The following is a 14453-nucleotide window of genomic DNA, read 5'->3' on the forward strand; positions in this document are numbered from 1 at the left end:
CTGGGCGAAGTCGAAGCCGCCCTCCGCCTCCACCCCTTCGTCTCCGACGCCGCCCTGCTGCTTCGCGAGGACTCCCCCGGCGACAAGCGCCTCACCGCCTATTTCACCGCTTCCCAGCCCCCTTCCGCCTCCGAGCTGCGCTCCTTCCTCGAGCAGCGCCTCCCCTCCTTCATGGTCCCCTCCGCCTTCGTCCTCCTGGACGCGCTGCCCCTCACGGCCGCGGGCAAGGTCGACCGCAAGGCGCTTCCCGCTCCGGACGGGTTGCGGCTGGGCTCACCGGAGGGCTACGTCGAACCGGGCACGGAGCTGGAGCGCGCCATCGCACGCATCTGGCAGGAACAGCTCCGGGTGGACCGCGTCGGTCGCGACGAGCGCTTCTTCGACCTGGGCGGCAACTCCCTGTCCATCGTCCAGGTCCACGGCAAGCTGCGCGGAGTGCTGGGACTCGACGTCGCGCTGGCGGACCTCTTCCAGTACCCCACGGTGGGGTCGCTGGCCACGCACCTCTCGAACACCCACGAGCGCCCCTCCACCGAGGAGAAGGGCCAGCGCCGCGTGCAGGCCCGGCGCGAACGTGCCGGACAGCGCAGGCCGGCGCGCACCCAGCGCACTCCCAACGAGGATGAGACCGATGAGTGACACGCAGCCGGCCCGGCACGAGGGCATCGCCATCATCGGCATGGCGGGCCGCTTCCCCGGCGCGCCCGACCTGGAGACCTTCTGGAAGAACCTGCTCCACGGCGTGGAGGCCCGCACCGTCCTTGACGACGAGGCGCTGGAGGCGGCGGGCGTCGCGAAGGAGCTGCGCGCCCAGCCGCACTACGTGCGCTCCGGCTTCTTCCTGGACGGCGTGGAAGAATTCGACGCCGGGTTCTTCGGCCTGACGCCGCGCGAGGCGGAGCTCTTGGATCCGCAGCAGCGCTTCTTCCTGGAGTGCGCCTGGGAGGCCCTGGAGCGCGCGGGCTACGCCAGCGGCGCGGAGGACCTCTCCGTCGGCGTCTTCGCGGGCTCCAGCGCCAGCAGCTACCTCCTGTCGAACCTGCTGTCGCGGCCGGAGCTGGTGCGCACCGTGGGCGCCCAGGCGCTCACGCTGGCCAACGACAAGGACTACCTGGCCACGCGCGCCTCGTACCTGCTGGACCTCAAGGGCCCCAGCCTCACCGTGCAGACGGCGTGCTCCACGTCGCTGGTCGCGGTGCACCTGGCGTGTCAGGCCCTGCTCAATGGCGAGATGGACCTGGCGCTCGCGGGCGGCGTCTCCATCCCCGTGCCCCACCGCGTGGGCTACCTGCACCAGCCGGGCTCCATCGCCTCGCCGGACGGACACTGCCGCGCCTTCGACACGGAGGCGCAGGGCACCGTCGCGGGCTCCGGCGTCGGGCTGGTGGTGCTCAAGCCGCTGGAGCGGGCGCTCGAGGACGGCGACACCGTGCTCGCGGTCATCCGAGCCTCCGCGCTGAACAACGACGGCGCCACCAAGGTGGGCTTCACCGCGCCCAGCGTGGAGGGCCAGGCGGCCGTCATCCACGAAGCGCTGGCCATGTCGGGCCTGACGCCCGCGGACATCCAGTACGTGGAGGCCCACGGCACCGGCACCGCGCTGGGCGACCCCATTGAAATCTCCGCGCTCAACCAAGCCTTCGAGAGCCGCCCCGCCTCCGCCGGCCCCTGCGCGCTGGGCTCACTCAAGCCGAACATCGGGCACCTGGACGCCGCCGCGGGCGTCGCGGGGCTGATGAAGACGGTGCTCGCGCTCCAGCACGGCAAGCTCCCCCCCAGCCTCCACTTCAAGCAGCCCAGCCCGATGGCGGACTTCGCGCGCGGCCCCTTCCAGGTCGTCACCGAGGCGCGCGACTGGGCACCGGCCCACGCGCCCCGGCGCGCGGGGGTCAGCTCCTTCGGGATGGGCGGCACCAACGCGCACGTCGTGCTGGAGCAGGCGCCGGAGCCCGAGCGCCCGGAGCACACACGCCCCTGGCACGTGCTGATGCTTTCGGCCCGCACGGAGCAGGCGCTGGACGCGGCCACGGACCAGCTTGCGGCGTGGATGGACGGCCACCCGGACGTGGCGCTGGCCGACGTGGCCCACACGCTCCACGCGGGCCGGCGGCGCTTCGAGCACCGGCGCATCCTGGTGTGCCAGGACGCGGAGGACGCGCGACAGGGGCTCACGTCACGCGACGCACGGCGGCTGCTCACCCTCCAGTCCCAGGGCGCGGACAGCCCCGTGGTCTTCCTCTTCCCGGGCCAGGGCGCCCAGCACGCCCGCATGGGCCAGGGCCTGTACGACTCCGAGCCCGTCTTCCGCAAGCACGTGGACCGCTGCTGCGAGGCGCTGAAGCCCCACCTGGGGCTGGACCTGCGCGGCGTGCTCTACCCCTCCGAAGGACACCAGGAGCAGGCCCAGGAGCGGCTGCGGGACACGGCGCTCGCGCAGCCGGCGCTGTTCGTCACGGCGTACGCGCTCGCGCGCCTGTGGATGTCCCTGGGCGTCCGCCCGAAGGCCATGCTGGGCCACAGCGTGGGCGAGTACGTCGCGGCCTGCCTCGCGGACGTGATGTCGCTGGAGGACGCGCTCGCGCTGGTGGCGGCTCGCGGCAGGCTCATGCAGTCGCTGCCCGGGGGCGCCATGCTGTCCGTGGCGCTGGGCGAGGAGGCCCTGAAGCCGCTGCTCGGGGACACCCTGTCGCTGGCGGCCATCAACGCGCCCTCGCTGTGCGTCGCCTCGGGCCCCGTGCCGGAGGTGGAGGCGCTGGAGTCACGGCTGCGCGAGCGCGGCGTGGAGCACCGCCGGCTGCACACCTCGCACGCGTTCCACTCGTCGATGATGGCCCCCATCCTCGATGCGTTCGAGGCGCGCGTGCGCCAGACGCGGCTGTCGCCTCCGAAGCTCCCCTACCTGTCCAACGTCACGGGCGCCTGGGTGACGGAGGCGCAGGCCACGGACCCGCGCTACTGGAGGGAGCACCTGCGCCAGCCGGTGCGCTTCGCGGACGCGATGGGCGCGCTGCTCCAGGAGCCCGAGCGCGTGTTCCTGGAGGTGGGCCCCGGCCAGACGCTGGCGCTGCTGGCCCGGCAGGCGGGGCCCCTCGCGGTGGGGCGCGTGGTGCTCACCTCCATGCGGCGGCCCCAGGACACCGCGCCGGATGTCGCGGTGCTGCTGGAGACCGTGGGACGCCTGTGGATGGCGGGCGCGCGGCTGAAGCCGGACAAGCTCCACGGCTCGACGCGGCGGGTGCCCCTGCCCACGTATCCCTTCCAGCGCCAGCGCTATTGGATCGACGCGGGCACGGGCCTCGCGGCCGTCGCGGAGCCCCGGAGCGCCTCCGCGCGCAAGGACGCGGCGGACTGGTTCTACCGGCCGGTGTGGAAGCGGGCCCTGCCGCCCACCCGCCCGGCCGCGGCGGAGCCTGGGCGGTGGCTGGTGCTGCTCGATGACGCGGACCTGGGCGCACGGCTCGCCACGCACCTGGTGAACCAGGACGAGGACGTGGTGACAGTGACGCCGGGCGCGGACTTCCTCCGCCAGGGGGAGCGCCACTACACGCTCGACGCCCGGCAGCCCGGGCACTTCGCGGCGCTCATGGCCGCGCTCACGGCGGACAGCGGCATCCCCCGGCGCATCGTCCAGGCCTCGGGGCTGGGCCGCGACACGGACGGCCTCGCGGGCTTCCACGGGGTGCTCGGCCTGGCGCGGGCGCTGCTGGCGCACGCGGACGCGGGCCCGTTCGAATTGAACGTGCTCACCCGGGGCGCGCAGGACGTCACGGGCGGCGAGCCGCTGGAGCCGGCCCGGGCCACCGTGCTGGGCGCGTGCAAGGTGCTGCCGCAGGAGGAGCCCGGGCTGCGATGCCGGGTCATCGACGTGGTGCCGCCCGATTCCGGCGGCTCCGAGGAGGAGCGGCTGGTGGCCCGGCTCGCGGAGGAGCTTCGCGCGCCGATGGAGGCGATGGCGGTGGCCTACCGCTCGGGCCAGCGCTGGCGGGAGTCCTTCGAGCCCGTGGCCCTGCCCGTCCCCGCGGCCCGTCCGGCGCTGCTGCGCGAGCGCGGCGTCTACCTCATCACCGGGGGCCTGGGCCGCATCGGCCTGGCCCAAGCCGAAGCGCTCTTCCAGCACGCGCGGGCCCGGCTGGTCCTGGTGGGCCGCACCGCCATGCCGGAGCGCTCCGGCTGGGAGGAGTACGTCCGCGGCCACGACGCACGGGACGGGCAGCGCCAGACGCTGGAGCGGCTCCTGTCGCTCGAGCAGCGCGGCGCGGAGGTGATGCTGGTGAGCGCGGACGTCACCCGGCGGCAGGAGCTGGACGCGGCGGTCGCGGCGGCGCTGGCGAGATTCGGCGAGCTCCACGGCGTCATCCACTCGGCCGGCAGCGTGGGCGGGCAGACCTTCCTGCTCGCGCGGGAAGCGACCCTGGAGCAGTGCGAGGAGCAGTTCCAGGCGAAGGTCCACGGCACCCGGGCCCTGCACGAGGCCCTGGCCCACCTGCCGCTGGACTTCGTGCTGCTGCAGTCCTCGCTGTCGTCGGTGCTCGGCGGCCTGGGGTTCAGCGCGTACGCGGCGGCCAATGCGTTCCTGGACGCCTTCGCGGCGGCGCGCTCACGCACCGGCGGCACGCCCTGGCTGAGCGTGAACTGGCCCGGCTGGCACGCGGGTGAAGGGGCCCACGCCGAACAGGCGGTGTCCTTCGCGGAGGGGCTCGACTGCTTCCTGCGGCTGCTGGACGCGCCCGCGTCCGCGCGCTGGGCCGTCAGCACCACGGACCTGACCGCGCAGGCCACGCGCTGGCTCCAGTCCGCGGCGCCGCCCGCGCCCAGGAAGGTGGGCGCCCGGCACCCGCGCCCGGGCCTCGCCAACCGCTACGTCGCGCCGCGCGACGACGTGGAGCAGGCCCTGACCACGTGCTGGGAGGAGCTGCTCGGCATCGACGGCATTGGCGTGGAGGACGACTTCTTCGAGCTGGGCGGCCACTCGCTGCTGGGCACGCAGGTGCTGTCGCGCGTGCGCGAGCTGTACCGGGTGGACCTGTCCCTGCGTGGCCTCTTCGAATCCCCCACCATCGCCGCGCTCGCCCTGGGCATCGTCAAGCACAAGGCCGCGGCGGCGGACGCACAGACGCTGGAAGCCCTGCTGGCCGAGTTGGAGTGAACGGACATGAGTGACATCGACCAGCGGATCGCCAGCCTGCCTCCGGAGAAGCGCGCGCTGCTGCTCAAGCGGCTCGCGGAGAAGGAGGCCGCCCAGGGCGGCGCGAAGGCCGCGGCGCCCGCGATGCCCGCGCGCGACCCGTCCCTGCCCGCGCCCCTGTCCTTCGCCCAGCAGCGGCTGTGGTTCCTGGAGCGGCTGCAGCCGGGCACGGCGCTCTACAACAACCCCGCCGCCTTCCGCATGAGCGGCGCGGTGGACGTGGCCGCGCTCGAATATGGCCTCGCCCAGTTGGTGCGGCGTCACGAAGCGCTGCGCACCGTCTTCACGGAGCGGGACGGACAGCCCTTCCAGGTCATCCTGCCGTCGCTGGAGCCGAAGGTCGCGCTCGTGGACCTGCGCGAGCTGCCAGGGCCCGAGCGCGAGGCCGAGGCGCTGCGGCGGGCACAGGAGGAGGCCCAGCGTCCCTTCGACCTGGAGCGCGGCCCGCTGCTGCGCGTGGGCCTGCTGCGGCTTTCGGAGCGTGAGCACCTGCTGCTGCTGACGATGCACCACATCATCTCCGACGGCTGGTCGCTGGAGGTGCTGGTCCGCGAGGCGGTGGCCTTCTACGCCGCGCGGCTCTCGGGAGCGCCCGCCGCGCTCGCGCCCCTGCCGGTGCAGTACGCCGACTTCGCCGCGTGGCAGCGCGGCTGGCTCCAGGGGGACGTGCTGCGCACGCAACTGGACTACTGGAAGCAGCGGCTGGGCGGCACGCTCCCCATCCTGGAGCTGCCGTCGGACCGGCCGCGTCCGGCCGTGCTCACGCAGCGGGGCGCCACCCACTCCTTCCTGGTGCCCACCCCCACGCAACGCAAGCTGGAGGCCCTCTGCGCCCAGGAGGGCGTGACGCCGTTCATGGCGCTGCTGGCGGTCTTCAAGCTGCTGCTCGCGCGCCACGCGTCCCAGGAGGACCTGGTGGTGGGCACGCCCATCGCCGGCCGCAACCGGCGGGAGACCGAGGGGCTCATCGGCTTCTTCATCAACACGCTGGTGCTGCGCACGGACCTGTCCGGAGACCCCACCTTCCGCGAGCTGCTCCGCCGCGTGCGGGAGTGCTGCCTGGGGGCCTATGCCCACCAGGACCTGCCCTTCGAGACGCTGGTGGAAGCGCTCCAGCCGGAGCGTCACCTGAGCCGCACGCCGCTCTTCCAGGTGATGTTCAACCTGCAGAACACGTCCCCGGCCCGGGAGGGCCTCGCGGGCCTGACGCTCAGCCCCCTGGACCTGCATCCGGGCACGTCGATGTTCGACCTGAGCCTGTCGCTGGCCCCGCATCCACGGGGGCTGACCGGGCTCTTCGAGTACAGCACCGACCTCTTCGACCCGGACACCGTCGCGCGGCTCGGTGAGCGCTACCTCGCGCTGGTGGAGGGCCTGGTGGCCGACCCGTCCAGGCGGGCGTGGGCGCTCCCCCTGATGGGAGAGGCGGAGCGGCGGCGGGTGGTGCGCACGTGGAGCAACGCGGACGCGCGGCCCGCGCGGGAGACGTGCCTGCACACGCTCTTCGAGGAGCAGGTGGCGCGCACCCCCGACGCGGTCGCGCTCGTCTTCCAGGAGCGCTCGCTCACGTACGCGGAGCTGGACGCGCGCTCCCGCCAGCTCGCGGGGCACCTGCGCAAGCTGGGGGTGGGCCCCGACGTGCGCGTGGGTCTGTGCCTGGAGCGCTCGCCGGAGCTCATCATCGGAATGCTGGGCATCCTCCAGGCGGGCGGCGCCTACGTGCCCATGGACCCCGCGCTGCCCGGGGGACGGCTCGCCCTGCTGCTGGAGGACAGCGCCGCGCCGGTGCTGCTGACCCAGCAGCGGCTGCTCTCGCGGCTGCCCGCCCATGCGGCCCGGGTGCTCTGCCTGGACTCGGACTGGGAGCGCATGGCGAGCGGGCCCGGGGACACGCGCCCCTCCGGCGTCGGCCCCGGCCACGTCGCCTACGTCATCTACACCTCCGGCTCCACCGGCAGGCCCAAGGGCGTGCTCATCGAGCACCGCGCGGCCAGCACCCTGGTGACCGCCGAGACGCCCCTCTACGGAATCGGCCCGGGCAGCCGGATGCTCCAGTTCGCGAACGTCAGCTTCGACATCTCCGTGGAGGAGATCTTCACGGCGCTGACCTCGGGCGCCACGCTCTGCCTCGCGCCCGCGGACGCGCTGGCCCCGGGCCGGCCGCTCCAGGAGCACCTGAGGGAGGCCGCCATCACCGTGGTGAGCCTGACGCCCGCGGTGCTCGCGGCGACGCCCTCGGAGGACCTGCCCGCGCTGCGCGTCGTCATCTCCGGCGGCGAGGCCTGCCCCCCGGAGCTCGTCACGCGCTGGGGCACGGGGCGCCGCTTCTTCAACACCTACGGCCCCACGGAGGGCACGGTGGTGGCGACGCTGACGGAGTGCGTCGCGCGGGACGAGGTGCCGCCCATCGGCCGGCCGCTGGAGCACGTCGAGGTGTACGTGCTCGACGCGCGGCTTCAGCCGGTGCCTCCTGGCGTGCGCGGAGAGCTGTACCTGGGCGGCGCGGGCCTGGCCCGGGGCTACCTGGACCGGCCGGCGCTGACCGCCGAGCGCTTCATCCCGCACCCCTTCGCCACGGCCGCCGGACAGCGGCTGTACCGCACGGGGGACCTGGTGCGCTTCCGCGAGGACGGGCAGCTTGCGTACCTGGGCCGCGCGGACACGCAGGTGAAGGTGCGTGGCTTCCGCATCGAACCGGGCGAGGTGGAAGCCGCGGTGCGCGGCCGCCCGGAGGTCCAGGACGCCTGCGTGGCCGTCCGCGAGGACGTCCCGGGCGACAGGCGGCTGGTGGCCTACGTCGTCCCCGCGCCCGGCCAGCCGCTGGACGCCGCCGCGCTCCGCCGCGCACTGAAGGACGCGCTGCCCGACTACATGGTGCCGTCCGCCTTCGTCGCGCTGGACGCCCTGCCGCTCACGCCCAACGGCAAGCTGGACCGCGCCGCCCTGCCCGCGCCGGTCCAGGGCGCGGTGCGCGAGCGCGAGTACGCCGCGCCCCGCACCGACGTGCAGCGCCAGCTCGCGGACGTGTGGTCGGAGCTGCTGCGCGTGGAGCGCGTCGGGCTGCACGACGACTTCTTCGAGCTGGGCGGCCACTCGCTGCTCACCACGCAGGTCCTGTCGCGGATCCGCAAGGTCTTCCAGGTGGAGCTGCCCCTGCGCGAGCTGTTCGACGCGCCCACGGTGGCGGGCCTGTCCGTCGCCGTGGAGGCCGCCATCGCCCGGGGCCAGGGCGTGCACCGGCCGCCGCTGGAGCGCACCCCACGCGAGGCGCGGCTGTTGCCCTCCTTCGCCCAGCAGCGGCTGCTCTTCCTGGAAGAGCTGGAGCCGGACAGCCCGCTCTACAACATCCCCGCGGTGGTGCTGCTGGAGGGAGCGCTGGACGCGGGAGCGCTCGAACGCGCCCTGTCCGAGGTGCTCCGCCGTCACGAGTCCCTGCGCACGACCTTCCACGTGGATGACGCCGGGCCGTTCGTGCGCGTCGCGGCCAGCGCGCCTCAAGCCCTGGAGCAGGTGGACCTGGGCCCCCTGCCCGAAGCGGAGCGGCTGCCGGAGGCCCTGCGGCTGGCGCAAGAAGAGGCCCAGCGCCCCTTCGCGCTGGCCACGGGTCCGCTCCAGCGCGCGCGCCTGATGCGGCTGGAGGCGCGGCGGCACGTGCTGGTGCTGACGATGCACCACATCGTGTCCGACGGCTGGTCCATGGGCCTGCTCGTGCGGGAAGTGGGCGCGCTGTACGCGGCGTTCCACGCGGGCCAGCCCTCGCCCCTGCCGGAGCTGGCGTTCCAGTACGCCGACTTCGCGGCGTGGCAGCGCGGCTGGCTGCACGGTCCGGCGCTGGAGGCGCAGCTCGACTGGTGGCGCGGGCAGTTGTCGGGAGCAGCTCCCTTCCTGGACCTGCCCACGGACCGGCCGCGTCCCGCGACCCAGACCTTCCGGGGCGCCACCGTCCCGGTGCGCATGCCCATGGCGCTGGCCCTGGCCGTGCGCGAGCTGTGTCAGCGCGAAGGCGTCACGCCCTTCATGCTGCTGCTGGCCGCCTTCCAGGTGCTGCTGCACCGGTACTCGGGCCAGGACGACATCAGCGTCGGCTCGCCCATCGCGGGCCGGAACGTGGCGGAGTCCGAAGAGCTCCTGGGCCTGTTCGTCAACTCCCTGGTGCTGCGCGCGCGGCTGGGGGAGGCCACCACCTTCCGCCAACTGCTGGCCCAGGTGCGGGAGACGACGCTGGGCGCCTACGCCCACCAGGACCTGCCCTTCGAACGGCTCGTGGAAGCGCTCCGCCCCGCGCGCGACCTCAGCCGCCCGCCGCTCTTCCAGGTGATGTTCGTCCACGACCAGGACGCGCAGCGGGAGCTGGCGCTGCCGGACCTCACCCTGCGCCCGCTGGGCGTCGAGCAGCGCACGTCCAAGTTCGACCTCACGCTCTTCCTGTCCGTCACGCCGGACGGCCTGAGCGGCGCGTTCGAATACAACGCGGACCTCTTCGACGCCTCGACGCTTGAACGCATGGCCGGGCACCTCCAGCACCTGCTGGGCGCCGCCGTCGCGCAGCCGGCCCTGCCCCTCTCCCTCCTGCCCCTGCTTCCGGAGGCGGAGGCGCACCAGGTGCTGCGCGGCTGGAACGCCACGCACGCGGCCTTCGCGGGCGAGGACTGCCTCCACCACGCCATCGAGGCCCAGGCCCTGCGCACGCCGGACGCGCCCGCCGTCCTGGACGACACGCGGACGCTCACCTTCCGGGAGCTGGACGCGCACGCCAACCGGCTCGCCCGGCACCTGATGCACCAGGGCGTGGGGCCCGAGGCCCGCGTGGCCCTGTGCATGGAGCGCGGCGTGGACCTGGTGGTGGCCGTGCTGGCCATCCTCAAGGCGGGGGGTGCGTACGTCCCCATCGACCCGGCCTATCCCCGGGAGCGCCAGGACTTCGTGGTGAAGGACAGCGGGGCGCGGCATGTCGTGACCCAGGCGCACCTCGCGGCGCGCTTCGACGCTCCGGGGGTGGCCGCGCTGTGCCTGGACGCGCCCGCCGTGCGGGAGTCCCTGGGCCGCGAGAGCGGGCTTCCTCCGCCGCGCGTGAGCCGGGCGGAGCACCTGGCCTACGTCATCTACACGTCGGGCTCCACCGGCTGGCCCAAGGGCGTGATGATCCAGCACGCGTCGGTGATGAACCTGCGCGGCGCGCTGGCGGACACCGCGCACGCGGGCACCCGGGGCCCGCTGCGGGTCACCCTCAACGCTCCGCTGGTCTTCGACGCCTCCGTGCAGCAACTGGTGCAACTGGCGGACGGACACGCGCTGTGCGTCGTGCCGCAGGAAGCCCGCGCGGACGCGGCCCTGCTGGTGGCGTGGCTGGAGCGCCACGCGGTGGACGTGCTGGACTGCTCGCCGTCACACCTGCGCCTGCTGCTGGAGGAGGGCCTGGGCGCGAAGCGTCCGCTGCGCGTGCTGGTGGGCGGAGAGGCCGTGGACGCGGCGCTGTGGGCGACGCTGGCCGCGCATCCCCGCATCGACTGCTTCAACGTCTACGGCCCCACCGAGTGCACGGTGGACTCCACCTGCCGCGCGGTGCGGGGCACGGAGCGCGCCACGCTGGGCGGCCCGCTGGCCAACGCGCGCGCCTACGTGCTGGACGGGCACCTGCGGCCCGTGCCGGTGGGGGTGCCAGGGGAGCTGTTCATCGCGGGCGCGGGCCTGGCCCGGGGCTACCTGGGCCGGGCGGACCTCACCGCCGAGCGCTTCCTGCCCCACCCCTTCGCCACGCTCCCCGGGGAGCGGCTCTACCGCACCGGCGACAAGGCCCGCTGGCTTGCCACGGGCGAGCTGGACTTCCTGGGCCGCGTCGACTTCCAGGTGAAGCTGCGCGGCTTCCGCATCGAGCTGGGCGAAATCGAAGCGGTGCTCGCGCGGCACGCCGCGGTGGGCAGGGCCGTGGTCGCGGTGCGCGAGGACCCGCCGGGCCACCCGAAACTGGTGGCCTACGTCGTCCCGGCCCCGGGCCAGCAACCGGCCCTGGCGGCCCTGCGGGAGCACGCGGAGCAGCAGCTCCCGGAGTACATGGTCCCCACGGTGTACGTGACGCTGGAGTCGCTGCCGCTCACCGTCAACGGCAAGGTGGACCGCCGCGCGCTGCCGGCCCCCGGACCCGTCACCGTCACGAGGGCCCCCACGCAAGCGCGGACGCCCGTGGAGCACGCGCTGGTCGCCGTCTGGGCCTCCGTGCTCCGGCGCGAGGACATTGGCATCCACGACAACTTCTTCGAGCTGGGCGGAGACTCCATCAGCAGCATGCAGGTCAGCAGCCGCGCGCGTCAGGCCGGCCTGCGCGTCACCCCCAAGCAGCTCTTCCGGCACCAGACCATCGCGGAGCTGGCCCGGGTGGTGACCCAGGGCGCGTCCCGCCCGGATGAACAGGGGCCCGTCACCGGCCGCGTGCCGCTCACGCCCATCCAGCACGCGTTCTTCCAGCAGGGCTCCCCGGAGCCCCACCACTTCAACCAGTCCGTGCTGCTGGAGCCCCGGGAGCGCCTGGACGCCGCGCGGCTGGCGCGGGCGCTGGGCCACGTGACGCGGCACCACGACGCCCTGAGGACGCGCTTCACCCGCACGGCGGAAGGCTGGGAGCAGCACGTCGATGGACCGGACGCCACGGCGGCGCTGAGCCAGGTGGACCTGTCGCACCTGCCCGGGGACGCGCGGAGCCCCGCGCTGGAGCAGGCGGCGGCCACCGTGCAGCGCGGGTTCGGGCTGTCCCACGGCCCGCTGCTCCATGCCGCCCTCTTCGAGCGGGGCGAAGGCCAGTCCCAGCGGCTGCTGCTGGTGGTGCACCACCTGGTGGTGGACGCGGTGTCCTGGCGGTACCTGCTGGAGGACCTGGAGACGGCCTACCAGCAATTGGGCCGGGGCGAGCCCGTGGCCCTGCCGCCCAAGACGACGTCCTTCAAGACCTGGGCGGAGCGGCTGGAAGCCCACGCGCGCTCGGAGGCCCTGGAGCGCGAGCTGCCGTTCTGGCTTTCGGGTCCGGCCTCCGCCGCGCGGCCGCTGCCCGTGGACAGGGCCGGGGACAACACGCTGGCGTCGGCGCGCACGCTCACCGTGTCGCTGGAAGCGGAGGAGACGCGCGTCCTGCTCCAGGAGGCGTTGGCCACCTTCCACACGCGGGTGGACGACGTGCTGCTCACCGCGCTCGTCCTCGCGTTCGCGCGGTGGACGGGGCACTCCCGCCTCCAGGTGGACCGCGAAGGGCACGGCCGCGAGGAGCTCTTCGACGACGTGGACCTCTCCCGCACCGTGGGCTGGTTCACCGCGATGTCGCCCGTGTCCCTGGAGGCCGCCCCCGCCGAATCGCCGTTCCTCACGCTGCGCCGGGTGGGCAAGGCGCTGAAGGCGGTGCCAGGGAAGGGGCTGGGCCATGGCCTGCTCACGTTCCTGCGCGGGGGCGAGGCGTCGCGGCGGCTCCAGTCCCGGCCGCGCGCCCAGGTGCTCTTCAACTACCTGGGGCAGTTGGACACGCTCGCGTCGGGCACGGCCCTGTTCGCGCTGGCCTCCGAGCCGAGCGGCCCCGCGCAGAGCGACCAGGGTCCGCGCACCCACCTGCTGGAGGTGAACGGGGGCGTGTTCCAGGGCCGGCTGGAGCTGTCCTGGACGTACAGCGAGAACCTGCACGAGCGGGGCACCATCGAAGCGCTGGCCCGGGGCTACCTGGAGGCCCTGCGCGCGCTGCTCGCGGAGCACCACGCGCAGCGCGCATCCCGCCTGCCCCGGGTGGACCTGTCGCTGTCGGAGCTGGACCGGCACGTGCTGGAGCGGGTGCTGGAGCAGACCCCCGACCTGGAGGACCTCTACCCGCTCTCGCCCGTGCAGGAGGGCATGCTCTTCCACGCGCGGCTCAGCCCCGAGTCGGGCGTGTACTTCGAACAGCTCGCGTGGACGTTCCGGGGCCCGGTGGACATGCCCCGGCTCCAGCGCGCCTGGCGCGAGCTGGTGGAGCGCAACGCCATCCTGCGCACCACGTTCCTCTGGGAGTCGGTGCCGCAGCCGCTCCAGGCCGTGCGCGCGAAGGTGGAGCTGGAGTGGGCGGAGCACGACTGGCGCGGGCTCGATGCCACCCAGCAGCAGGCGCGGCGGGAGGCCCTGCTGGACGAGGATCGGGCCCGGGGCTTCGACCTGGTGCGCACGCCGCCGTCCCGCGTGGCGATGGTCCGGGTCGCGGAGAGCGAGTGGCGCTGCCACTGGAGCTTCCACCACCTGCTGCTGGACGGCTGGAGCGTGGGGCTGCTGTTCGATGAGCTCTTCGCGCTCTACGACGCGCTGGAGCAGGGAGCGCCGCTCCAGCGCGAGCGGGCGCCGGAGTACCGGGGCTACATCGCCTGGCTGAAGCAGCAGGACCTGGGCGAGGCCGAGTCCTGGTGGCGCCGGACGCTCTCCGGGTTCGCCACGCCCACGCCGCTGCCGGAGTCCACCGCGGCGGTCCGCGAGAGCGCGGGCGTGCCCGCGGTGAAGGAGCTGAAGCTGCGGCTGCCTGACGCGATGACGGAGTCGCTCCAGGCCTTCACCCGCCGCCACCGCGTCACGCTCAACACCCTGGCGCAGGCCACCTGGGGGCTCGTGCTCGGCCGCCATGCGGGCGTGGACGACGTCGTCTTCGGAGCCACCGTCTCCGGCCGTCCCCCCGCGCTCGCGGGCGTGGAGGGGATGGTGGGCATGTTCATCAACACGCTGCCGGTGCGCGTGCGCCTCCCGCCGCAAGAGGGCCTGCTGCCGTGGCTCCGGCAACTCCAGGAGCAGCAACTGGAGCAGCGCCAGTTCGAGCACAGCCCGCTGGTGCAGGTGCAGGGCTGGAGCCAGGTGCCACGCGGCACGGCGCTCTTCGACAGCATCCTCGTCTTCGAGAACTACCCGCTGGCCGCGGAGGTGATGGAGCAGGCCCAGCGGCTGGAGATGGATGACGTCGAGCTGCTCGACCGGACAAACTACCCGCTCTCCGCTTGCGTGATGCCCCAGGACGCGACGGTGCTGATGCTGTCGTACGACACGGAGCGCTTCAGCGACGCGACCATCCAGTTGCTGCTGGGCCAGTGGCGCACCGCCCTGGAAGAGCTGCTGGAGGCGGCCCCCGGCGGCCTGCTTTCGGACCTCACGCTGCTGGCGCCCGGCGAGCGCCAGCGCATGCTGGTCGACTGGAACGACTCGCACGTCGCCTTCGTCCAGGACACCTGCGCGCACCACCTCTTCGAGGCCCAGGCCGCGCGCACCCCGGACGCTCCCGCGCTGG

Annotated in this window: 3 protein-coding genes; all 3 read left to right on the forward strand. The window is 73.9% G+C overall.

All coding sequences use genetic code 11. From position 1 onward, the window contains the following. A partial coding sequence (locus K8612_RS38345) for a phosphopantetheine-binding protein (protein WP_223765874.1) occupies window positions 1-639 on the forward strand: 639 nt, incomplete at its 5' end. Then, window positions 632-5146 carry a type I polyketide synthase gene (locus K8612_RS38350; protein ID WP_223765875.1) on the forward strand — a complete coding sequence of 1505 codons (4515 nt, stop codon included), beginning with the start codon at window positions 632-634 and terminating at the stop codon, window positions 5144-5146. The genes K8612_RS38345 and K8612_RS38350, both read left to right, overlap by 8 nt. Window positions 5147-5152: 6 nt before the next feature. After that, a partial coding sequence (locus K8612_RS38355; protein WP_223765876.1) for a non-ribosomal peptide synthetase occupies window positions 5153-14453 on the forward strand: 9301 nt, incomplete at its 3' end.

Source organism: Corallococcus sp. AS-1-6, assembly GCF_020037015.1.
Taxonomy (GTDB): Bacteria; Myxococcota; Myxococcia; order Myxococcales; family Myxococcaceae; genus Corallococcus.

Excerpts from the sequence above, each read along its gene's own strand:
- K8612_RS38350 (WP_223765875.1), top strand. The coding sequence starts at position 632 with ATGAGTGACACGCAGCCGGCCCGGCACGAGGGCATCGCCATCATCGGC.